Consider the following 22,605-nt stretch of genomic DNA (forward strand, 5'->3'; position numbering starts at 1 on the left):
TAGCCTCGCTCACATACGGAAAACACCGAAACGGGTGGCTTCGATGGGGGCATTCAGGCTGGCCTCGAGCGCCAGCGCCAGGATGTCCCGGGTTTGCGCCGGGTCGATGACGCCATCATCCCACAGTCGGGCGCTGGCATAAAAGGGGTGGCCCTGGCGTTCGTACTGTTCGCGGATCGGTGTCTTGAAAGCCTCTTCCTCTTCGGCGCTCCATGCCTCTTTTTGCTGGTCGCGCTTGACCTGGGCGAGCACGCCGGCGGCCTGCTCGCCGCCCATCACGGAAATGCGGCTATTGGGCCACATCCACAAAAAGCGCGGCGAGTAGGCGCGTCCGCACATGCCGTAATTGCCGGCGCCGAAGCTGCCGCCGATCAATACGGTGAATTTCGGCACGCGCGCGCAGGCGACGGCGGTGACCAGTTTGGCGCCGTCACGGGCGATGCCGCCATTTTCGTATTTGCGGCCGACCATGAAGCCGGTGATGTTCTGCAGGAAAATCAGCGGAATGCCGCGCTGGCAGCACAGTTCGACAAAATGCGCGCCCTTGAGCGCCGATTCGGAAAACAGGATGCCATTGTTGGCGATGATGCCGACGCGGTAACCGTCCAATCGCGCGAACCCGGTGACCAGGGTGGCGCCGTAATTTTGCTTGAACTCGTCGAAGTCCGAATCGTCGACCAGGCGCAGGATGATTTCGCGCACGTCGAACGGTTTTTTCGGGTCGGCCGGGATGACGCCGTAGAGTTCCTCGGGGGCGTGGCGCGGGGGCAGGGGAGCGGCGCGGTCGAGCCGCCCCTCTTTGCGCCAGTTCAGATCGCCGACAATGCGGCGCGCCAGCGCCAGCGCATGACCGTCGTTCTGCGCCAGGTGGTCGGCCACGCCGGAGATGCGGGTGTGCACGTCGGCGCCACCCAGGTCCTCGGCGCTGACCACTTCGCCCGTGGCGGCTTTCACCAGCGGCGGTCCCCCGAGAAAAATCGTCCCCTGGTTGCGCACGATGATGGTTTCGTCGCTCATGGCCGGCACGTAGGCGCCGCCCGCGGTGCACGAGCCCATCACCACGGCGATCTGGGGAATGCCTTGCGCGGAGAGGTTCGCCTGATTGAAGAAAATTCTGCCGAAATGGTCCCGGTCCGGAAAGACTTCGTCCTGCAGTGGCAGGAAGGCGCCTCCGGAGTCGACAAGGTAGAGGCAGGGCAGGCGGTTTTCCCGGGCGATCTCCTGCGCCCGCAGGTGTTTTTTCACGGTCATCGGGTAATACGTGCCGCCCTTTACCGTCGCATCGTTGGCCACGATCATGCACTCGATGCCGTGGATGCGGCCGATGCCGCTGACCATGCCCGCGCCCGGCGCCTCGTCGCCGTACATGCCCCAGGCGGCCAGTTGCGAGAGTTCCAGGAACGGCGAGCCCGGGTCCAGCAACAGGTCGATGCGTTCGCGCGGCGGCAGCTTGCCTCGTGCCGTGTGCTTCGCGCGGGCGGCATCGCCTCCGCCGGCCCGGTTTTTTTCGACCGCGGCGTTCAGTTCATCCACCAGCGCGCGCATCTGCCGCGCATTGGTCCGGAAATCGTCAGAGCGGGTCGACAGCCGGGATTCGAGTATCGTCATGCCGGATCTCCTGGTTCAGCGGGTTTCTGCCGCCAGTTCGCGACCGATCAGCCAGCGGCGGATTTCACTGGTGCCGGCGCCGATCTCGTAAAGCTTGGCGTCGCGCAGCAGGCGGCCGGTCGGGTAGTCGTTGATGTAGCCGTTGCCGCCCAGGCACTGGATGGCGTCCAGCGCCATGCGCGTGGCGTTTTCCGCCGCGAACAGGATCGCGCCGGCGGCGTCCTTGCGGGTCTTGCGGCCGGTCTCGCCGCGGTCGAGCGCCTGGCCTACCGCGTACACGTACGCCCGCGACGCGGACAGCGTGACGTACATGTCCGCCAGCTTGCCCTGCATCAATTGAAAGTCCCCGATGGGCTGGCCGAACTGGGTGCGCTCGTTCAGGTAGGGCACCACGATGTCGAGGCAGGCCTGCATGATGCCAAGCGGTCCCGCCGCCAGCACGGCGCGCTCGTAGTCCAGGCCGCTCATCAGTACCCGGACGCCTTCTCCGACGCCGCCGAGCACGTTCTCCTCGGGCACTTCGCAGTCGTCGAAAAAGATCGGATAGGTGTTCGAGCCGCGCATGCCGAGTTTGTCGAGCTTGCTGCCGGCGCTGAAGCCCTTCATGGTCTTCTCGATGAGGAAGGCGGTGATGCCGCGCGGGCCGGCTTCGGGGTCGGTTTTGGCGTACACCACCAGCACGTCGGCGTCGCCACCGTTGGTGATCCACATCTTGGCGCCGTTGAGCACGAAACGGTCGCCGCGGCGCTCGGCGCGCAGCTTCATGCTCACCACATCGGAACCCGCGTTCGGTTCCGACATCGCCAGCGCGCCGATCTTCTCGCCGCTGATCAGTCCGGGCAGGTAGCGGGCTTTCTGTTCCGGGGTGCCGTTCTTGCGAATCTGGTTGACGCACAGATTCGAGTGGGCGCCATACGACAGGCCCACCGATGCCGAGGCGCGGCTGATTTCTTCCATGGCGATCATGTGCGCGAGGTAACCCATGGCGCTGCCGCCGTCCTCCTCGTCCACCGTGATGCCGAGCAGACCCAGCTCGCCCAGCTTGCGCCACAGATCGGCGGGGAAGAGGTTGTCCCTGTCGATGTCGGCGGCGCGGGGGGCGATTTCCCGCGCGGCGAAATCCTGGACCGTGGCGCGCAGCATGTCGTAGGTGTCGCCATGGGCGAAATTCAGGCTGGTGAACATGGTGTGGTATCTCCGGTGGCTGTCGGGCTGATGAGGTATGTTGAATTACGCTTACGTTAACGTCAATACGAAAGCCAAGAATATTGTCATGAAAATTGGCTGTCAGTGATGAGCGGTCATGGTGTCGAGCACTTGGCGGCAATGTGTTTCCAGCTGGGTGATCTCGTCGAGCACCGCATCGATGTCGCGGCGTTGTTCGAGCAGCCGGTCGCGCCGCTCCGTCAGCAGATGAAGGAGCTTGAGCGACTGGCTGGCCTCGTCGCGCGCCAGTTCGTAAAGATCGAGAATCTCCCGGATTTCCTGCAGGGAAAGGCCGATCCGCTTGCCGCGCAGGATCAGTTTCAGCCGGGCCCGGTCACGTCGGGAAAACAGCCGCTGGCGGCCCTGGCGGGCAGGTTCGATCAGTCCCTGTTCTTCGTAGAAACGCAAGGTTCGCAGGGTGACGTCAAATTCGCGGGCCAGGTCGGAGATGGAAAAGTGGTCGTGTCGGGGCATGATCGCCGTTTCAGTGTTCAGGACAGTGTGTAGCGTTTTTTCCACGCATAAGGACATTGTATTGAGTTTACGTTTACGTAATAGTAATTTAGCTCGAAAACCTCAAGACCGGGCAAGCGAACCCGGCTTTTTTATGTGGATGTGTTGCATATAACGGACGGAGAAAACATCATGACGCAAACAAGTTACGTGCATGGCGCGCACGAAACGGGGTTGATCGGCCGGACCATCGGGCAATTCTTCGATACGGCGACCCGCGAGCACGGCTCCCGCGACGCCCTGATCGTCAGGCACCAGGCCGTGAGGATGACGTATTCCGAACTGCGCGAGCAGGTCGACCGTCTGGCCTGCTCGCTGATGCGTCTGGGACTCGCGCCGGGCGACCGCATCGGCATCTGGTCGCAGAACAACGCCGAATGGGTGCTCACCCAATTCGCCACGGCCAAGGCGGGACTCGTGCTGGTCAACATCAATCCCGCCTACCGTCGTTCCGAGCTGGAGTACGCGCTGAACAAGGTGGGATGCCGGGCGCTGATCCTGTCCCCGAGTTTCAAGAGCAGCGATTACGTGGCGATGGTCCGCGATCTCGCGCCGGAACTGGACGGCGCGCTGCCCGGGCAACTGAAGGCGGCTCGCTTGCCCGCGCTTGAAACCGTCATCGTCCTCGGACGCGAGCCGGTCGGGGGAATGCTGCCATTCAATGCGCTGCTGGGCGAACCCTCCTCCGAAGAGCGCGCGGCGCTGGAGGTGTTGGGCGAGACCCTGCAATTCGATGATCCGATCAATATCCAGTTCACCTCCGGCACCACCGGCCACCCCAAGGGCGCGACCCTGTCGCATCACAATATTCTCAATAATGCGTATTTCTCCGGGGCGGCGATGCGGCTGACGCCGGAGGACCGTCTTTGCATTCCGGTGCCGCTGTACCACTGTTTCGGCATGGTGCTGGGCACGCTCGCCTGCCTGTCGCACGGGGCCGCGATGGTGTTTCCGTCGGAGAGTTTCGACGCGCTCGCCGTGCTGGAAACGGTGGCCGCCGAGCGTTGCACGGCGCTGCACGGTGTGCCGACCATGTTCATCGCCGTTCTCGATCATCCGGAGTTTGCCCGGTTCGATGTGTCGGCGCTTCGCACCGGCATCATGGCGGGCAGTCCGTGCCCGATCGAAGTGATGAAGCGCGTGGTGGCGCAATTGCACATGAAGGAAGTCACGATCGGCTACGGCATGACCGAAACCAGCCCGCTGAGTTTCCAGAGCGCATTTGATGATCCTCTGGAAAAGCGCGTGTCGACGGTCGGACGCATTCACCCGCATGTCGAAGTGAAAGTCGTCGACAACGAGGGCAAGGCCGTGCCCCGCGGCGAAACCGGCGAGCTGTTGACGCGCGGCTATTCGGTGATGCTCGGCTACTGGGACGACGATGCGAAAACCCGTGATGCCATCGATCCCGCCGGATGGATGCATACCGGCGATCTCGCGGTGATGGACGAAGACGGATATTGCAATATTGTCGGCCGGGTCAAGGATATGGTGATCCGCGGCGGCGAGAACATTTATCCGCGCGAGATCGAGGAATTCCTGTACCGGCATCCGAAAATCCAGGATGTGCAGGTGATCGGCGTGCCGGACGACAAATTCGGCGAGGAACTGTGCGCCTGGATCCGTCTGCGCGATGGCGAAATGTGCTCGGAGGAGGATATCCGCGAGTTTTGCCGCGGGGAAATCGCCCATTATAAAATTCCGCGCTACATCGAATTTGTCGACCTCTTTCCCATGACAATCACCGGAAAAATCCAGAAATTTGTCATGCGTCAGCAAATGAAGGAGAAATTGGGGCTGCGGGAAGCCAAAACCGCCTGACGGGGCTATTCTCTCATTGGTACAATGCCTGCCAGCAACCATCTAGAGGATTCGATCATGAGCCAAACCGTCTTTACCGATGACGATCTGATGCGTCTGGACGAACTGCTTGGCGGGTTCGCCGAGGCGGGCAGTACCATGCGGGTGGACGAAGCGCAGGCTTTTTTCACGGCGCTTATTACCGGGCCGGATGCCGTCGATCCCGACCTGTGGTGGGAGGAAGTGATCGGGGACGCCGTTTTCGAGAACGACGAGGACGAGCAGACAGTGCGCGCGCTTCTCGAAAAACTCTGGACTTCGACGGCCGACGAGCTGGCCGACGGCGACGGCGTGGATCTGATCCTCTATCCGGACGAGAACGACCAGGACGATTACTGGACCTGGTGCAACGCCTACCTGTACGCGCTGGAAGTGGTGCCGACCGACTGGTACGACGTCGAGGACGAGGGCTTCGACGAGATGATGTACCCGATCTTCGCGCTGGGCGGCCTCTTTGACGAAGAGGACGGCAAGGAGCCATTGGTCAGCTTCACGGCCGCGGAAATCGAGGCCATGAAGCAGGAGTTGCCCGATGCCATCGCCGCCGCATGGCGCTACTGGAACGCGAAAAAACAGACGCCGGACACCATCCGCCGCGAAGGCGACAAGGTCGGCCGCAACGATCCGTGCCCGTGCGGCAGCGGCAAGAAGTACAAGGCCTGCTGCGGCAAGTCCTGATTCGCGGCATGCAGTGATCATCCGGCCCGGAGCGAAAGTTCCGGGCCGGTTTTTTTGTCTCGCGGTCCGGCGCGTTACCGGCTCAGCGCGCGCAGCACCTCGCCCAGTTTTTTGACGGCGTTTTCCATTTCGTTCGGGGTGTGGGCGGCGAATCCCATGAGAAATCCGGCGGCGGGCGAGGCCGACAGATGCAGGGCGGACAGCCCCTGCAGATCGATGCCCGCCCGCGCGGCCGCGGCCACGGCTTCGCGTTCGGGAGTGTCGCGCTTGAAGAGGCATGGCATCTGCATGCCTCCGGACGGCACCACCGGTTCGAGAAACTCCGTCAGGTACGCGCGCACGAGTTCGGCCAGGATGTCGCGCCGCCTGGCGTAGACGCCGCGCAGGTTTCGCACGTGCGCGCCGAAATGGCCACCCTCGATGAAACGCGCGAGCGTCAGCTGCGGGATCGGCGCGCTGTGCCCGTCCAGCAGGGTCCGCGCCACGGTCATGGGCGCCACGAGCGGCGCGGGCAGAATCATGTAGCCGATGCGCAGCCCGGGAAACAGGGACTTGCTGAAGGTGCCGATGTACAGCGTCCGGTCGTGAGGGTCGAGCCCCTGCACGCAGGCCACCGGTTTGCCCGCATAGTGGAACTCGCTATCGTAGTCGTCCTCGATGATCCACCCCTGCCGCTCCCGCGCCCATTCGATGATGGCCAGCCGCCGCTCCAGGGACAATGTCGTTCCGGAGGGAAACTGATGCGAGGGCGTGAGAAATACGGCCTTGGGCGCTTGGGAGCTATCGCGCAATCGCTCGACCATCATGCCCTGGCGGTCGACCGGCACGGGCACGCACTGCAGACCCGCCGCCTCGAAGGCTTTGCGCGCGCCATGATAGCCGGGGTCTTCGATAAAAATCCGCTCGCCGGCATCCAGCAGCACCGTGGCGCACAGGGTCAGCGCCTGTTGCGAGCTGGTGAGCACCAGCACCTGGTCGGGCTGCGCGCGCGCGCCGCGTTCAAGATTGACGTAGTCCGCTATCGCGCGCCGCAACGGTTCCATTCCCTGCGGCGGGCTGTGCAGCAATGCCCTGGCGCCATATTCTTTCACCACCTGTCTTTCCAGACGTTCCCAGGTCTGGATCGGAAATCCGCGCGTTTCGGGGACGCCCGGGGCGAACGGGCGCGGTGCCAGAAAATCGCGCACTCCGCCGCCTTGCAGCATGGCCGTTCCGCGCCGGCTGAGCATCGCTTCGGGGCTTGGCGCGGCAGAAGGCCGAAGGGCGCGGCGCGGAGGCGAGCATTTCACCCGGTCCGAAACAAAGCTGCCGCTGCCGGTACGCCGTTCGATGAATCCTTCCGCATGCAATTGGCCGTAGGCGGTCTCGACGGTATCGCGCGAGACGCCCAGCGATTTCGCCAGCGCGCGCGAGGCGGGCAGCGGTTTGCCCGCGGCCAGCGCCCCGTCGAGAATCAATTGCCGGATCGCGCGCTGAATGCGCGCGTGCCTTGGCAAGGCGCCGTGCGCCGGGTCGGCCATCCAGGCTTTGACGGATTCGAGTTGGGCGTGCTTGAACAATTGGTCTGTATCTCTTGATGAAAGTGGCAGGGCTTTGCCGGCCATTTTAGCGGTATAAATCCGTTTATCAAACGATCTCGCCCGCGCATCCAGGAGCCGCAAACCCGCCATGTCGTCCACCGTCCCTTCTTCGTCCATTCGCCTGAGCGACCTTGTCCATCCCGTCGTGGCGGGCCTGATCTCGGTCATCGTCAATTACGGCGGCACCTTCATTCTCGTCTTTCAGGCCGCCAGGGCGGCCGGCCTCGAGCCCGCGCTGACGGCTTCGTGGGTATGGTCCGTGTCGATCGGCGTGGGAACGACGGGGCTTGTCCTCAGCGTGCTTTCCCGGGAGCCGGTCATCACCGCCTGGTCCACCCCCGCGGCCGCCTTTCTCGTTACGGCGCTGGCGACCACGCCCTATGCCGAAGCCGTGGGCGCTTATCTGGTCTCGGCGGCCGCCTTCGTCGCGCTTGGCCTGTCGGGCTGTTTCGAACGGGTGATCCGGCTGATTCCGCCGGGCGTGGCCTCGGGATTGCTGGCTGGCATCCTGCTGCAATTCGGCATTGGAGCTTTTGGCGGCATGAGCGTCGATCCCGCGCTGGCCGGCATGCTGATTGCCGCCTACGTGACGTTCAAGCGTTTCACGGCGCGTTACGCGGTGGTCGGCATTCTGACGCTGGGGCTCGCTTACCTGCTTATCCGGGGACAGGTCGATCTGTCGGGGCTGGCGCTGAAGCTTGCCGCTCCGGTGTTCACCATGCCGGCGTTTTCGTTCAACAGCCTGCTGAGCGTGGCGTTGCCGCTGTTCCTGATCACGCTGACCGGCCAGTACATGCCCGGCATGCTGGTGTTGCGTAACGACGGCTTCAAGACCAGCGCCAATCCCATTGTGGCCGTGACCGGACTGGGCTCGCTGCTGATGGCGCCATTCGGGTCGCATGCTTTCAATATCGCCGCGATCACCGCGGCGATCTGCACCGGCCGCGAAGCGCACGAAGATCCATCCCGGCGCTGGATCGCCGGCGTCGCGGCGGGCCTCTTCTATATCCTCGTCGGCGTGTTCGGCGTGACGCTCGCCGCGGTTTTCATGGCGTTTCCGCCGACCTTCATTACCACCCTGGCCGGCCTCGCCTTGCTGGGCACCATTGGCGGGAGCCTCGCCAATGCGCTGGCCGATGCGAAGACCCGCGAGGCGGCGCTGATCACATTTCTTGCCGCGGCCGCCAACATCACGCTGTTCGGCGTCGGGGGGGCGTTCTGGGGGGTGTTGATCGGTCTGGCGGCCTACGCGGGACTCAACGGCCGTTTGCCGCGATTTGCCCCGCGACCCGTTACTGTCAGGAAAGGAGCCGATTCATGACTATTTCGTCCATCACCCAGACTTCACACGACCGGCATGGCCGTTATCCGCAAGCGCTTTGCGTCGAGGATTTACGGCGCAATCTTGACACGGTGCGGGCGCGCATCGCCGAAGCCTGCCGGCGCGCCGGCCGCGACCCGGGCGACGTGCGCTTGCTGCCGGTCAGCAAAACCATCGACGAGGCGCGTATCCGCCTGGCTCATGCTGCCGGCTGCCGTCTGCTGGGCGAGAACAAGGTGCAGGAAGCTCACCGCAAATGGGAGGCGATGGCCGACCTGACCGATCTGCGCTGGTCGGTCATCGGTCATCTGCAAACCAACAAGGCAAGGCAGGTGGCGCGCTTCGCCGCCGAGTTCCAGGCTCTGGACAGCCTGCGCGTCGCCCGGGCGCTGGATCGCCACCTGCAGGCCGAGGGCCGCGCGCTCGATGTCTTCGTGCAGGTCAATACCTCCGGGGAAGCCAGCAAGTACGGTCTCGCGCCCGACGATGCGCCGGCCTTCATCGCGGCCTTGCCCGACTTCTCCTCCTTGCGGGTGCGCGGACTGATGACCCTTGCGCTGTTTTCCAGCGAGGCCGACCGTGTGCGTGAATGCTTCGCGCGATTGCGCGAGCTGCGCGACCGGTTGCGCCAGTGCGCCCCGGATGGCATCGGGCTGGATGAACTGTCGATGGGCATGTCCGGCGATTTCGAGATCGCCATCGAAGAGGGCGCCACCGTGGTGCGGGTCGGCCAGGCGATTTTCGGAGCCAGGGCGTTGCCGGACAGTTATTACTGGCCCGCCGGCGGCGATGCATGAACGACCTTCGCCGCCCGACCCGCCCGGGAGCCGCGGCGGCCGGGATTCTCTGATTATCAGGATGACTGAACATGCATGAAACAGACGCAATGCTTGCAACATTCGATCCGGAGCTGGCCGAGGCGATCCGGCGCGAAGCGCTACGCCAGGAAGAGCACATCGAATTGATCGCTTCCGAGAACTACGCCAGTCCGTGCGTCATGGCGGTCCAGAATTCGGTATTCACCAACAAATACGCGGAAGGCTATCCCGGCAAGCGCTATTACAGCGGCTGCGATAATGTGGATATTGCCGAACGGCTGGCCCTTGAGAGGGTCAAGGCGCTTTTCGGCTGCGATTACGCCAATGTCCAGCCCCATGCCGGCGCTCAGGCCAACGCGGCGGTGTTTCTGGCGTTGACCCGCCCAGGCGATACGGTGATGGGCATGAACCTGGCTCAGGGCGGTCACCTGACCCATGGCAATCCGGCCAATTTTTCCGGGCGGCATTACACGATCGTGCCCTATGGCCTCGATGCCGGCACAGGACTCATCGATTATGACGCGATGGAGCGCACCGCGCTGGCGTGCCGCCCGAAATTGCTCATCGGCGGGTTTTCGGCGTACTCGCGCTTCGCCGACTGGGAACGCATGCGCGCCATCGCCGACAAGGCCGGCGCGATGTTCTGGGTGGACATGGCCCATGTGGCCGGGCTGGTGGCGGCGGGCGAGTATCCGGATCCCCTGCCGCATGCCCATGTGGTGACCAGTACGACCCACAAGACACTGCGCGGGCCGCGCGGCGGCATCATTCTGTCGCGGGGGCAAGCGCCGGATTTCTATAAAAAACTCGATTCCGCGGTGTTTCCCGGCACGCAGGGCGGGCCGCTGATGCATGTGATCGCGGCCAAGGCCGTGGCCTTCAGGGAGGCGCTGGCTCCGGAATTCAAGACCTATCAGAAACAGGTTGTGGCCAATGCCCGCGCCATGGCCGCCGTGCTCCGGCAACGCGGCTACCCGATTGTCTCCGGCGGCACCGACAACCATCTGATGCTCATCGATCTTTCGGCGAAACCCTATACCGGCCGGGATGCGGACGAGGCGCTGAGCCGCGCCGGCATGACTGCCAACAAGAATTCGGTACCCGACGACCGGCGCTCGCCGCAGGTCACGTCCGGACTGCGCATCGGCACGCCGGCCGTGACTACCCGGGGCTTCGGTGTTGCCGAGTGCGAGCAGGTGGCCGGCTGGCTGTGCGATGTGCTGGATGCGCTTGAGGAAGGTGGCAGCGGCACGGTGACGGCGCGGATTCGGGAACAGGCCGCGTCGCTGTGCCGGCGTTTTCCCGTTTACGTGTGACCGGCTGGCGGCGCGGATCAGTCCGCGCCGGTCTGCCAGCGCCACAACGGGCCCAGCGACGAGGGCAGCATGGCGTCGCCGCTACCGCGCAAATGGCGCATCGCGAGCTTGCCCTGAGCGGTTCGGATCAGCCCGTAATTGTGCAGATGGCGCGAAGTCAGCATGTTGTCCTGAAAGGCCCAGATCTGCCGGTGCTGGGTTGTACATGGGGCAAGACGCGGCGGACTCTGATCCGCTTTGTCCGGCATCGTCAGGCACAGGCCGGGAGCCGCGTCCGTCCGGAGACGGAATTGGGCATCCCAGCGCCAGCGCGGCGTGTCCGGTTCGCAGCGGACCAGAGCGGGAATCGGCGTCGAGGTCCCCGCCGCCAGCCCGAGGCAAGCCTCGCCGCCCGGCGTGGTCAGTGCGCCCGCTTGTCCCTCGCGAGGCAGCGAGGCGTCTTTCGCCCGGCGCGCGGCGCCGGGGTACAACGATGCCAGTTGCGCCACATCCCCGTCGGACAGCCATTGCGGATGGTAATGAGGCGCCGTCGACACGGAGCGCAGGTCGAATCCGGCGCGCAGGTGAGGGTCGTAGTGCATCACTGATTCGAGGTCGTAACCCGGCCTCGCCTTGCGCGCTTGCGCGAGGTGGTCGCTTTGCCAGTCGATGGCCGATGCAAGGTCCATGGATCCTTCCCTGAGGAACGGTGGCGCGGCAGGTGAGGCGGGACGCTGGTGCGCATGCTGCAATCCCAGCGTATGGCCGAGGTGGTGCAGGGTGTCGGTCAGCGAAACCATGCAGTCCGCATTCATGGTGATGGCTTGGGCTCCGCCGACCTTGCCCAGGCGGGAGACGCATTCGCCGCCGCCGCGTTCGAACCGGACGTAGTGGTTTTCCTGACGGCGCGGGACGAAGCGGATGCCGGTTTGCAGCCGGTAGAGCGCCATGGCCTGGCGCACCACGCGCCGGCCCTCCTCGTTGTAGCTGTCGTCGAACGCGTAGGGGATGCTGTCGCCGTGCCAGAGTTTGGCCGGCGCATTGCCGCCGGGCGCCGCGCGCTTGCCTTTCACTCGCTCGGGCCGCCAGCCTGAGAGCCCTTGCGCTTCAATGCCGTGCCATTGCCCGAGCACGATGTCGTCGATGAGCGCCATCCCGTCGACGATGCGTACCGGGACGTCGCGCAAGGTATCGTTGTCGCGGACCCAGGCGGGATGTTCGCCGGACAGGGCGGTGCCGGCGAGCGTGAGGCACAGCAGACCGGCCAGTGCCGTGCGGTTGCCAGAAGATGTCATCATGAGCTGATCGGGTATGAACTGAAAACCCCGTATTTAAGCTTGGGGTCCCGGATCTGATCAGTCAGTATCTTCCGGTTGTTTCGCAGGATGATTCCCGGAGGCGCGCGCCGTCAGTCGCCGTACATGCTGATGGCGATCCGGTTGAGCGCGTTCATGAAACCGATGGTGACGGTCAGTTCGGCGATGTAGGCATCGCTGAAATGCGCCTTGAGCGGCAAAAATACGCTGTCGGGCACACCGTCGACCAAATGCGTGATGCACTCCGCGTACTCCAGGGCGGCCTGTTCGGCGGGCGTGAATGCGTCGCTGTCGCGCCATTGGGCCAGCGTGGCGATGCGTGCCTCGGCTTCGCCGGCCTCGCGCGCTTCCCCGGTGTGTTTGGCGATGCAGAAATGGCAGCCGTTGATCTGCGAGACGCGCAGCCAGATCAGCGCCGAGAAACCTTGTCCCAGGTGGCCGTTGAACAGCACTTTCTTGGCGGCCAGCAGCAGGTTGAACGATTCGGCGGCCAATTGATGGTAAGGCAGTCGCGGAGTTTTCATGGTGGGTTCCTTGGTGAGGGTTAAACAAGATCGCGGGAAAATCGCATGACATGCGGCAGCATGCCGTTGCGGAAATAAAAGCGTTGCGCCAGAACATTGTCGCGACGCGTGTCGAGCACCAGTTTCCGGCATCCCCGCCGCGCGGCTTCCTCCTGGCAGGCCGCGAGCAGGCGCGCGCCCAGACCCGCGCCGCGCAGCGAGGGAAGGGTGACCAGATCGTCGATATACAAAAATCGTCCGTAAACCAGGTTTTCCTGTTCGCGGTAGCCGGCCAGCCCGGTTACCACGCCATCGCGCCAGGCCAGCAGGAGGTGGTATCCCGAGGCCTGTTGGCGCAGGATTTGTTCTACATACTCTTCCGGGGTATTCAGATGGGGGCGGAGCTCGCGCATCAGCGGGAAGCTGGCGGCGATGCCTTCGTGGCTCTCGGCATGGGCCAGCACGGTTTCGTCAAGGGACATGAACAGGCTTCCTTCCATGGTGTTCGGGTGTGCCTATCATGGCCGATGGATGTCATAATGCTAAGTGACATAATCGATTCAATTGACTGGGACATGATATGCCGAATTCCCTGGCCGGAGCCGAGCTGACCGCGCGGCTGGATCGGGCCGCCCCCGAGCCGTTGGGTGTGCAGATCGCCCGGCGTTTGCGCGAAGCGATTCTTTGCGGCGATCTTTCTCCCGGCCAGCGTGTTCCGTCGATCCGTGCGCTGGCCAGCGAACTTGGCGTGGCGCGTGGCACCGTCGAAACGGTCTATGCGCAGTTGATCGGCGAAGGCTTTCTGGAGGCGGGAGGGCAGGCCGGTACCCGTGTCAGCGCGGCGATCATCAAGGGAGGGGCGAGGCATGGCGCGGACGCCACGCCGGTGGCCGCGCGGCAAGCGGTTTGCATGACACTGCCTTACCAGCCCGGACTGCCGGCGCTGGACGCCTTTCCCCGCAAGCTCTGGAACCGCATCGCCCTGCGCGCGATCCGGCGGCAGGGCGCCGATGCGTTCGCCTACCCCGATCCGTGCGGATATGAACCGCTCAGGCGGGCCATCGCCGGCTATCTGCGTGTGGCGCGCGGCATTCCCTGTTCCGCCGATCAGGTATTCGTCACGGCGGGGTATCCGTTGACGCTGGCCTTGCTCGGCCGTCTTCTTCTGTCGCCGGCGGATTCGGTGTGGATCGAGGATCCGGGCTACCCGCCGGTGGGCGCGGCCATTACCCGCGCGGGTGCGACGGGTATCCCGGTGCCGGTCGATGACGAGGGGATGCGGGTCGATCTGGCCATCGGACTCGCGCCCGACGCGCGGCTGGCGGTGGTGACGCCAAGCCAGCACAGTCCTCTTGGCATGCCGTTGTCCGCGGCGCGGCAAACCGCGCTGCTCGACTGGGCGGCGAGCCACGGCGCCTGGATCATCGAGGACGATTACGAAGGCGAGTTCCGTCACCGCGGCCAGACCTTGCCGGCGCTGGCCGGGCTGGATCGCGGCGAGCGGGTGATCTACGCCGGCACCTTCAGCAAAACCCTGTATCCCGGATTGCGGCTGTCCTATTTCGTTGCCCCGCCATCGCTGAGCGAGGCCTGCGCCGCGGCCTGCCGGGCCTGGAGCGGACCCGCGCCGACGCTCATTCAGAGCATGGCCGCCGCGTTCATCGAGGAAGGGTATTTCGCGCGGCACCTGAAAAAAATGCGCGCGCTGTACCGGACTCGCCGGGCGCTGTGCGAAGACGGTTTGCGCGAGGTGTTCGGGAGTCGCGTGCGGATTTCTCCCCAGCCGGGCGGAATGCATCTTGTCGCGAGTTTTGACGGCATGACGGATGATCGTCTCGCCGCGGCGCGCGCCCGGGAGGCGGGGCTCGCGGTCATCGCGCTATCGAACTGGACGCGGCGCGCGCGGGAGGAGGCCGGGCTGATGCTGGGGTTCGCCAATATCACCTCCCGCGACATGTCGGTTGACCTTGCCCGGCGCCTCGCGCACGCCATCGGTCAGTCGTCGGGCGTGCAAACGCGCAAGCGGTGACCGTCCGGATCCAGGGCGACAAACGTTCTGCCGAACACCGCGTCCATGGGCGCTTGTTCGACAGGAACGCCGAGCCGCGTCCAGGCGGTGTGCAAGGCATCCACGTCCTGGTCGCCCGCCACCATGAAGGCCAGCTCCGAGCGATGCCCCGTGCCCGACGAGACAAAGTCGCGGGCCGTGGTCGACCATAGCCCGAGATGGCGGCCGTCGCCAAGATCGAACGCGGCGTAAGTGGGGTACAGGGTGGAGGGTGGCCGTCCGAGCAGCGCTTCGTAGAAGCGGGCGCTCGACAGGGGATTGTCGACATACAGAATCGTCAGATTGGGCACGATCATCGGGATTCATCCTGTTTGATGGGGAGCCATGATCGTAATGGACGATGCTGACAAAAATTGGCAGTATTGGCGGATGGCGCGCTCAGAACGACTTCTTTGTCTCATGCAAATTCTGCGACGGCACCGGTTCCCGGTGAGCGGCAACGCGCTGACGTCAGAGTTGGGCATCAGTTTGCGGACACTCTACCGGGACATCGCGTCCTTGCAGGCGCAAGGCGCCGATATCCGTGGCGAGCCCGGAGTCGGCTATGTCTTGCGTCCCGGTTACCTGTTGCCGCCGCTCATGTTCACTCCGGCCGAACTGGAGGCACTGACGCTCGGCTTCCGCTGGGTCGCGAAATGGGCCGACCCGTCTTTGACCGGGGCCGCGGCCGACGCGCTCGCCAAGATTTCCGCCGTTTTGCCCGAACCATTGCGCCATGAGCTGGACTCCGTGACGCTGCTGGTCGGACCGCGCGGTGCCACCGATACGGAAGTCGTTGAACCGGGTGTGCTGCGCGAGGCGATCCGGACGGAACGCAAGATCAGGATCGCCTACCGGGATGCGCATGGCGGCGACTCCGAACGGATTGTCTGGCCTTTCGCGCTCGGTTATTTCCAAACCTCGAGAATCCTTGTGGCGTGGTGCGAGCTGCGTAACGATTTCCGGCATTTTCTGACCGGCCGCCTGCGTTCCATGACCGTGCTGGACGAGCGCTATCCCCGTGCGCGGATGGCGCTTGTCCGAGAATGGCGCAACAGGCGGCTGGATCTGCGCCATCGTCCCGATGCCTGATTTGCCGCGATCTCCATCCGGATAAAAAAAACGGCCCCCGAAGGGGCCGCGCAAGCCATGTGGATGGCCGAACCGGTCAGAAGAAGTGCTCTTCCTTCAGCGTCATCAAGGGGCCCGCGCCCGCCTTGATGCGCGCGATCAAGGTGTGAACCTCGGGGAACAGCTTCGTGATGTAGAAGCGGGCCGTCTCGATTTTCGCCTGATAGAAGCCATCCTCGTCACTGGCCAGACGGGCAGCGGCCGTTTGGGCCATGCGGGCCCACAGCCAGGCGTAGGTCAGATGGCCGATCAGGCGCAGGTAGTCGCTGGCCGCCGCGCCGGCCTCGTCGCGGTCGCGCATCGCCGCCATGCCGATGTGCATCGTTACGTCGCCCACGTCCTTGAGCAGTGCCGCCAGCGGTTCGGTAAAAGGCTTGAGCTGGCTGTTCTCGGCGTGTTCCTTGCAGAACAGATGAATCAGCCGGGTGAACTTGCGCAGTCGCTGGCCCTGGTCGAGCAGGACCTTGCGGCCGAGCAGGTCGATCGCCTGAATGCCGTTGGTGCCCTCGTAGATCTGGGAGATGCGGCAATCGCGCACCAACTGCTCCATGCCCCATTCGCGGATGAAACCGTGACCGCCGAACACTTGCATGCCAAGGTTGGTCGCCTCGTAGCCGTTATCGGTCATGAAGGCCTTGGCCACCGGGGTGAGCAGGGCGACCAGATCCGCCGCGTCCTGACGGGTTTCCGGATCCGGGTGCTTTTCTTCGATATCCAGTTGCAGCGCGAGCAGCGCGGTCAGCGCGCGGCCGGCCTCGGTGTAGGCCTTCTGGGTCAGCAGCATGCGGCGCACGTCCGGGTGGACGATGATCGGGTCGGCCGGCTTGTCGGGGCTGTGCGGCGCATTGAGCGCGCGCATTTGCAGACGCTCGCGCGCGTAGGCCAGCGCACCCTGATACGACGCTTCGCCAAGACCCAGACCCTGCATGCCGCAGCCCAGGCGGGCGGCGTTCATCATGGTGAACATGCAGGCGAGACCGCGGTTGGCCTCGCCGATCAGGAAACCTTTGGCGCCGTCGAAGTTGAGTACGGCGGTCGCATTGGCCTTGATGCCCATCTTGTGTTCCAGGCTGCCGCAGTGCATGGCGTTGCGGCTGCCGTCGGCGAGGAATTTCGGCACGATGAACAGCGAAATGCCCTTGACGTCCTTGGGAGCGTCGGGCAGACGGGCCAGCACCAGGTGGATGATGTTGTCGGCGAGGTCGTGTTCGCCCGCCGAAATGAAGATTTTGGTGCCGGTGATGGCGTAGCTGCCGTCGCCGTTCGGTTCCGCGCGCGATTTGAGAAGGCCGAGGTCGGTGCCGCAATGCGGTTCGGTCAGGCACATGGTGCCGGTCCAGCTGCCGTCGACCAGATGCGGCAGGTAGGTGTCTTTCTGCTCGGTGGTGCCGTGCGCGTGGATCGCCGCGTAGGCGCCGTGCGACAGGCCAGGATACATCGACCAGGCAACGTTCGCCGAACAGAGCATTTCCATGACCGGGAAGGCCAGGGTGCGCGGCATGCCAAGCCCGCCATACGCCGGGTCGCAGTCAAGCGCGGTAAAACCCAGTTCGCAGTACTGACGGTAGGCGTCGCGGAAGCCTTCCGGGGTGGTGACGCTGTGCGTCGAGGGGTCGAATTGGCAACCGGCCTCGTCGCCGCTGCGGTTGAGCGGAGCCACTTCGTTTTCGCAGAACTGGGCCGCGGCCTCGAGGTAGGATGCGAAAATATCTTCGGTGGCCTCTTCGTAACCGGGCAGTTTGCCGATGACATCCTGGACCTGAATCAATTCGTTGAGCACAAAGTGCAAATCACGCAGCGGTGCCTTGTAGGCGGGCATAGTGTTTCTCCTCGTGAGGCGTGTGTATCGGGCGGGTGGTCCTCTCATTCAAACGCTTGTTTAAATTATTCTGGAGTAGTTGGCAACCCATTTCGTTATGACATCGAGGATTGGTGGCGTGGATACGACAATTGCATCGGGCGGCTTGCGCGCCTGCCGATTACGGGGTAGCGCGGGAAGAAACGGCAAGGTGACGGAGTCATGACGGAAGGAAGGGAGGCGGGTAGAATGGACTCGCGCCGCACCAGGCGCGACTCGCCGCTTACGAAGGGATGACCGTGGATCTTCAGGAAAAGACACTCGAACAGACGCTGGTGTATGAAGGGGGCTTTCTCAAGGTGCGCCGCGATACCGTGGCCTTGCCCGACGGCAAGGAGGCGATACGCGAATTCATTCTGCATCCCGGCGCGGTGGCGGTGCTCGCCCTGACCGAGGACCGTCATCTGGTGCTGGAACGCCAGTACCGTTATCCCGCCGGCCGCGAGTTCCTGGAAATCCCCGCCGGCAAAATCGATCCTGACGAGGCGCGCGAGGCGACCGCCCGCCGCGAACTGTTCGAGGAAACCGGTTACCGGGCCTCGCGCTGGACTTACCTGGGCACCAGTTGGCCATGCATCGGCTACGCCAATGAACAGATCAGCTACTTTCTTGCCGAGGAACTGCAAAAGGGCGAGCGCCGGCTCGACGAAGGCGAGTTTCTCGAAGTGGTGACCCTGCCGCTCGAGGAGGCGTTCCGCCTGTCGCTCGAAGGCGGCATTTGCGACAGCAAAAGCCTGGTGGGACTGTATTGGCTGCGCGCCTATCTGGAGGGAGGGCTGAAAGGTGCCGCCCTTTGACGCCCGACACGACCGCCGCACGTCGCGCCGCATTTCCATGGGATGCAAGGCGCGGATCAAGTCGTTGAATACCGGTGAAACGCACTACGGCGAGTGCACGGACCTGTCCGTCGACGGACTTGCGCTGCGCTCTTCCTTTGTTCCGCAGCACAAGGAGCGGCTGCGCGTGATCGTGCTGGCTCCTTCGGTTGGGGGCATGCCGGGCCAGCCGCTGGAAGCCGAGGTCGAGGTGCGCCGCTGCAATGAAATCGAGCGGGGGCGTCTTTACGAGATCGGCACGCGCATCATCGTCCGTCACCGCTAGGCTCGTCGCCGGCTTCGCGCCGTCCGCCGCGCGCCCCTGAGCGCGCGCGCAAGCCGGGTTTGCCGCGGGGACCGGTTACACGCGCGGCCTGCGCCGGCCAGACCGGCTGTCCGGTCACGAGCAATGCTCCTTGCGGGGTTCCCCTGGCGGCGAAGCCGTTTTTCCAGAGCCGCAGCTCGGAGCCGGTTGGCGCCTCGACGCGGGAGACCGGGCAAATGGCCGGTCCGTGCTTGATGTGCATGGTGTACTCCCGATGTGAACACACCGGGAGTATGCGGCAGGGCACGGTCCGCCGCTTGCCGTTTTCGCTCACGAGCCGGCGCGCTGTTTCCGCAGGGCCGACGCCACGCCGACCATGCGGCGCAAGGCTTCCTCCACTTCTTCCCTGCGGCGGGTTTTCAGGCCGCAATCCGGATTGATCCACAGGCGTTCGGCGGGAATCACGGCCAATGCCCGTTCGAGTAACTCCCGCATTTCCTCCTCGCGCGGCACGCGCGGGCTATGAATGTCATAGACGCCGGGACCGATCGCATTGGGGTAGCGGAAATGGCCAAAGGCGTCCAGGAGCCGCATCGCCGAGCGAGAGGTTTCGATGGTGACCACATCGGCGTCCATGGACACGATGGCGGGCAGGATGTCGTCGAATTTCGAGTAGCACATGTGGGTATGGATCTGGGTGAGATCGCCGACGCCTCCCACCGCGATGCGGAACGCTTCCGCCGCCCATTCCAGATAACCGGCCCGCTCTCTGACGCGCAACGGCAGGCCCTCGCGCAGCGCGGGCTCGTCGATCTGGATCACCCGGATGCCGGCGGCTTCCAGGTCCCGTACTTCTTCATTGAGCGCCAGCGCCAGCTGGCGGGCGACATCGCGGCGCGGCAGGTCTTCGCGGACAAAGCTCCAGTTGAGCAGGGTGACCGGGCCGGTCAGCATGCCCTTGACCGGCCGGTGCGTCAGGCTTTGCGCATAGCGCGCCCAGTCGACGGTCATCGGCGCCGGCCGGGATACGTCGCCGAACAGGATGGGCGGTTTGACGCAACGGCTGCCGTAGCTTTGCACCCAGCCCGCGCGCGTGAACACATAGCCGTCCAGCTGCTCGCCGAAGTATTCCACCATGTCGTTGCGTTCGGCTTCCCCATGCACCAGGACATCCAGTCCCAGCGCCTCCTGCAGGCGGATGGTTCCGGCGATCTCCTCGCGCATCGCCGCTTCATAGCGCGCGGTGTCGACTTCGCCGCGCCGCCAGGCGGCGCGCACCGAGCGGATGTGCGCTGTCTGGGGGAACGAGCCGATCGTGGTGGTCGGCAGCGGGGGCAGCGCCAGCGCCTCGACCTGCCTGCGGTAGCGGAGCGCGAATTCCGTAGCGCGCCGTTCGCTGCCGGGGGTGTGTTCGGCAACCCGGGCGCGGATCTGCGGCACATGGGCGGAGGCATCCTGAGCGCGCGACCGTTTGGCGCTCTGGCTGGCCGCCAGTTCTCCGGCCACACTGTCCGGGCCATCGCGCAGCGCCTTGCCCAGCGTGGCCAGTTCATTGAGCTTCTGCTCCGCGAAGGCCAGTTGCCGGCGGACCGCGGCATCGAGATCCACCTCCTGCGCGGCGTCCATCGGGCAATGCAGCAAGGAGCACGAGGTGGACAGCCACAGGTCGTCACCCAACCTGGCTTTCAGCGGCAAGAGTGCCTGAAGCGCCGCCTCCAGGTCGGCGCGCCAGACATTGCGGCCGTCGACGATGCCGACGGACAGGATCCTGCCTTCCGGCCACGCCGCCAGCCAGCGCGCTGCCTGGTTCGGTGCGCGCACCAGGTCCAGGTGCAAGCCGTCCACGGGAAGGCGGTCGATCAAGTCCCGGTGATGCTCGACGCCACCGAAATACGTGGCGAGCAGCAATTTGACGGGCGCGTCTCCCAGTGGCCGGTAGGCCTCGGCGAAGGCGTTGCTCCAGGCCGCGTCCAGATCCAGAGCCAGGACGGGCTCGTCGATTTGCACCCAGGATGCGCCTTCCCGGGCCAGTTCGGAAAGCAGCGAACCGTAAGCCTCGACCAGCGAGGGCAGCAATGACAGACGGTCGAAGGCCGGTTCGTGCGTCGCGCCAAGCCACAGCAATGTGACCGGACCGATCAGCACCGGCTTGCCATCGATGCCCAGGGCGCGGCATTCGCGCAACTGGGCGAGCAAGGCGGATGGATCGGGACGGAACACGGTCGACGCGCTCCATTCCGGGACAAGATAATGGTAATTGGTATCGAACCATTTCATCATGGCCAGTGCCGGCTGATCGTCGCGTCCCCGGGCCGGTTCGAAATAGGCCGACGGGTCGCTCCAGTCCTTTTCTCCGAATCGGACGGGGATGGCGCCGAGCCATACCAGATGATCCAGGACGTGATCGTAAAGAGATGCGTCGCCGACAGCGATGCGCTCGGCGCCGGCCGCGCGCTGTTGCAGCCAGTGGCGTTGGCGCAAGGCTTGCGCGGCTTGTGTCAGCGTGTTCGCATCGCTGTTTCCGGCCCAGTAACTTTCCAGGGCGAATTTGAGTTCGCGGCGTTGGCCGATGCGGGGAAAACCCAGTGTGTGCAAAGTGGTCATGAGGGTGATGGCAGGTTGTGATAATGCCAATAGACTAAGTGCGGAATTTTTATGATACAAATTCATTGTTTTGAATCATTTCATGAAAGCGATTCATGTCACGATCACCCCTGGAACGACGTCATTGGCACACGCTGTCCGCCATCGCGCGCACCGGCTCGCTGACCGATGCCGCCCGCGAGCTGTTCCTTACCCAGTCGGCGCTGTCACATCAGGTGAGAGCTCTGGAATCCTCGTATGGCGTGACGCTGTTCGAGCGTCGCCGTGGCCGCGGCCTCACGCCCACGGCGGCGGAGCGCCTGATACGCCTGGCCGCCGATATCGAAGCGCGTATCGCCGAGGCCGAACGCGATCTTGCGCGTATGAAAGAAGGGGAGGCGGGCGAGTTGCGCGTGGCGGTGGAGTGCCACACCTGCTACGACTGGCTGATGCCGTCGATGGATGTGTTCCGGCCCTTGTGGCCCGGGGTCGATCTCGACATCGTCTCGGGTTTTCAGGCCGATCCGGTGGGGCTGCTGCTGTCGGGACGCGCGGATCTGGCGATTGTTTCGGATGCCGAAGAGGAGCCCGCCGTCCGTTATTTTCCCTTGTTCAGCCATGAAATGGTGGGGATCGCGGCGCGGGATCATCCGTTGGCGCGCGAGCCGGAATGGAGCGCCGAGTCGTTCCGTGACACCACCCTGATCACCTATCCCGTCCCCGACTCGATGCTCGATCTGGTGCGCCGCGTATTGCGACCCGCCGGTGTCGATCCGCAGCGCAGAACGGCCGAGTTGACCGTGGCGATCATTCAATTGGTGGCCAGCCGGCGCGGCGTGGCGGTGTTGCCGTATTGGGCCGTGGAGCCTTACTTGCGCAAGGAATATGTCGTTGCCCGGCCGATTGCCGGAGGGTTGAACGCCTCGCTTTGCGCCGCAGTCCGGTGCGAGGACGAGAGCCGGCCGTATCTGGCCGATTTTATCGGAATATTGCGCAAGACCAGCCGGGACACCTTGCCGGGCATTCGGCTGTTGTAAGCGATGTCCTTATTCAAAATGAGGATTTATAAGGCATGCATTTATCCTTGATGTACGGATTGCTGTGCTATACCCAAGAAAAGAGAACCGAAGTCGTGACAGCAACTCTAATACAGCAAGGGGGCCCGTGAATGTACCGCGCATTCGCGAGGCCTCCCTGCAACCCGTCAG

21 protein-coding genes are annotated in these 22,605 nt (G+C 64.3%); 10 read left to right on the forward strand and 11 right to left on the reverse strand.

Annotated elements, in window-relative coordinates; translation table 11 throughout:
• Positions 1–9 precede the first annotated feature (9 nt).
• From JNO50_RS06795 to JNO50_RS06805, 3 genes are all read right to left on the reverse strand, one after another.
• Positions 10–1,608 carry a carboxyl transferase domain-containing protein gene (locus tag JNO50_RS06795; protein ID WP_189530986.1) on the reverse strand — a complete coding sequence of 533 codons (1,599 nt, stop codon included), beginning with the start codon at positions 1,606–1,608 and terminating at the stop codon, positions 10–12.
• A 15-nt stretch (positions 1,609–1,623) separates the two neighbouring features.
• Positions 1,624–2,793, reverse strand: a complete 1,170-nt coding sequence (locus tag JNO50_RS06800; protein ID WP_189530984.1) for an isovaleryl-CoA dehydrogenase — start codon at positions 2,791–2,793, stop codon at positions 1,624–1,626.
• Between the two features lie 102 nt (positions 2,794–2,895).
• On the reverse strand, positions 2,896–3,288 hold the full coding sequence (locus JNO50_RS06805) for a MerR family transcriptional regulator (RefSeq protein WP_189530981.1): 393 nt from the start codon (positions 3,286–3,288) through the stop codon (positions 2,896–2,898).
• 171 nt (positions 3,289–3,459) lie between these two features.
• On the opposite strand from JNO50_RS06805, the gene JNO50_RS06810 reads away from it, so the two are divergent.
• A complete protein-coding gene (locus tag JNO50_RS06810; RefSeq protein WP_189530980.1) occupies positions 3,460–5,148 on the forward strand; it encodes an AMP-binding protein in 1,689 nt (562 codons plus the stop codon).
• Between the two features lie 57 nt (positions 5,149–5,205).
• On the forward strand, positions 5,206–5,865 hold the full coding sequence (locus tag JNO50_RS06815) for a YecA family protein (protein WP_189530977.1): 660 nt from the start codon (positions 5,206–5,208) through the stop codon (positions 5,863–5,865).
• A gap of 74 nt (positions 5,866–5,939) precedes the next feature.
• On the opposite strand, the gene pdxR (JNO50_RS06820) is transcribed toward JNO50_RS06815, so the two are convergent.
• Positions 5,940–7,424 carry a MocR-like pyridoxine biosynthesis transcription factor PdxR gene (gene pdxR, locus JNO50_RS06820; RefSeq protein WP_189530975.1) on the reverse strand — a complete coding sequence of 495 codons (1,485 nt, stop codon included), beginning with the start codon at positions 7,422–7,424 and terminating at the stop codon, positions 5,940–5,942.
• Between the two features lie 109 nt (positions 7,425–7,533).
• Between pdxR (JNO50_RS06820) and JNO50_RS06825 the strand changes: the two genes are divergently transcribed.
• The 3 genes from JNO50_RS06825 to glyA all read left to right on the forward strand — a co-directional run bounded on the left by JNO50_RS06825 (position 7,534) and on the right by glyA (position 10,900).
• Complete coding sequence (locus JNO50_RS06825; RefSeq protein WP_189530973.1) at positions 7,534–8,766, forward strand: benzoate/H(+) symporter BenE family transporter; 1,233 nt, start codon at positions 7,534–7,536, stop codon at positions 8,764–8,766.
• Complete coding sequence (locus JNO50_RS06830; RefSeq protein ID WP_189530971.1) at positions 8,763–9,563, forward strand: YggS family pyridoxal phosphate-dependent enzyme; 801 nt, start codon at positions 8,763–8,765, stop codon at positions 9,561–9,563. Before JNO50_RS06825 ends, JNO50_RS06830 begins: the two co-directional genes overlap by 4 nt.
• Positions 9,564–9,634: 71 nt before the next feature.
• Positions 9,635–10,900, forward strand: a complete 1,266-nt coding sequence (gene glyA / locus JNO50_RS06835) for a serine hydroxymethyltransferase (RefSeq protein WP_189530969.1) — start codon at positions 9,635–9,637, stop codon at positions 10,898–10,900.
• 17 nt (positions 10,901–10,917) lie between these two features.
• Here glyA and JNO50_RS06840 read toward each other — a convergent pair whose 3' ends face one another.
• From JNO50_RS06840 to JNO50_RS06850, 3 genes are all read right to left on the reverse strand, one after another.
• On the reverse strand, positions 10,918–12,177 hold the full coding sequence (locus tag JNO50_RS06840; RefSeq protein ID WP_189530967.1) for a M12 family metallopeptidase: 1,260 nt from the start codon (positions 12,175–12,177) through the stop codon (positions 10,918–10,920).
• 110 nt (positions 12,178–12,287) lie between these two features.
• Positions 12,288–12,719 carry a carboxymuconolactone decarboxylase family protein gene (locus tag JNO50_RS06845; protein ID WP_189530966.1) on the reverse strand — a complete coding sequence of 144 codons (432 nt, stop codon included), beginning with the start codon at positions 12,717–12,719 and terminating at the stop codon, positions 12,288–12,290.
• Between the two features lie 20 nt (positions 12,720–12,739).
• Entirely contained in the window at positions 12,740–13,180 is a 441-nt protein-coding gene (locus JNO50_RS06850; protein ID WP_189530964.1) for a GNAT family N-acetyltransferase, read from the reverse strand.
• Positions 13,181–13,278: 98 nt separating this feature from the next.
• On the opposite strand from JNO50_RS06850, the gene pdxR (JNO50_RS06855) reads away from it, so the two are divergent.
• On the forward strand, positions 13,279–14,727 hold the full coding sequence (gene pdxR / locus JNO50_RS06855) for a MocR-like pyridoxine biosynthesis transcription factor PdxR (RefSeq protein ID WP_189530962.1): 1,449 nt from the start codon (positions 13,279–13,281) through the stop codon (positions 14,725–14,727).
• Here the strand turns inward: pdxR (JNO50_RS06855) and JNO50_RS06860 are convergent.
• Positions 14,694–15,062: a VOC family protein gene (locus tag JNO50_RS06860; protein WP_189530960.1), complete on the reverse strand. Its 369-nt coding sequence runs from the start codon at positions 15,060–15,062 to the stop codon at positions 14,694–14,696. The genes pdxR (JNO50_RS06855) and JNO50_RS06860 overlap by 34 nt on opposite strands.
• Positions 15,063–15,165: 103 nt before the next feature.
• Between JNO50_RS06860 and JNO50_RS06865 the strand changes: the two genes are divergently transcribed.
• Positions 15,166–15,837, forward strand: a complete 672-nt coding sequence (locus JNO50_RS06865) for a helix-turn-helix transcriptional regulator (protein ID WP_229804463.1) — start codon at positions 15,166–15,168, stop codon at positions 15,835–15,837.
• Positions 15,838–15,913: 76 nt separating this feature from the next.
• Here JNO50_RS06865 and JNO50_RS06870 read toward each other — a convergent pair whose 3' ends face one another.
• Positions 15,914–17,695, reverse strand: a complete 1,782-nt coding sequence (locus JNO50_RS06870) for an acyl-CoA dehydrogenase C-terminal domain-containing protein (RefSeq protein ID WP_189530957.1) — start codon at positions 17,693–17,695, stop codon at positions 15,914–15,916.
• A 272-nt stretch (positions 17,696–17,967) separates the two neighbouring features.
• On the opposite strand from JNO50_RS06870, the gene JNO50_RS06875 reads away from it, so the two are divergent.
• Both JNO50_RS06875 and JNO50_RS06880 read left to right on the forward strand, forming a co-directional pair.
• Positions 17,968–18,531: an NUDIX domain-containing protein gene (locus JNO50_RS06875; RefSeq protein ID WP_244976382.1), complete on the forward strand. Its 564-nt coding sequence runs from the start codon at positions 17,968–17,970 to the stop codon at positions 18,529–18,531.
• On the forward strand, positions 18,518–18,835 hold the full coding sequence (locus tag JNO50_RS06880) for a PilZ domain-containing protein (protein WP_189530953.1): 318 nt from the start codon (positions 18,518–18,520) through the stop codon (positions 18,833–18,835). The genes JNO50_RS06875 and JNO50_RS06880 overlap by 14 nt, the downstream gene beginning before the upstream one ends.
• Here the strand turns inward: JNO50_RS06880 and JNO50_RS06885 are convergent.
• Both JNO50_RS06885 and metE read right to left on the reverse strand, forming a co-directional pair.
• Positions 18,816–19,076, reverse strand: a complete 261-nt coding sequence (locus tag JNO50_RS06885; RefSeq protein ID WP_189530951.1) for a hypothetical protein — start codon at positions 19,074–19,076, stop codon at positions 18,816–18,818. The two genes, JNO50_RS06880 and JNO50_RS06885, sit on opposite strands and share 20 nt — an antisense overlap.
• 68 nt (positions 19,077–19,144) lie before the next feature.
• Positions 19,145–21,418 (reverse strand): 5-methyltetrahydropteroyltriglutamate--homocysteine S-methyltransferase, encoded by a 2,274-nt coding sequence (metE, locus tag JNO50_RS06890; RefSeq protein WP_189530949.1) that lies wholly within the window; start codon positions 21,416–21,418, stop codon positions 19,145–19,147.
• A 95-nt stretch (positions 21,419–21,513) separates the two neighbouring features.
• On the opposite strand from metE, the gene JNO50_RS06895 reads away from it, so the two are divergent.
• Entirely contained in the window at positions 21,514–22,434 is a 921-nt protein-coding gene (locus JNO50_RS06895; protein WP_189530947.1) for a LysR family transcriptional regulator, read from the forward strand.
• Positions 22,435–22,605 lie beyond the last annotated feature (171 nt).

The organism is Paludibacterium paludis, from assembly GCF_018802605.1.
Lineage (GTDB): Bacteria > Pseudomonadota > Gammaproteobacteria > Burkholderiales > Chromobacteriaceae > Paludibacterium > Paludibacterium paludis.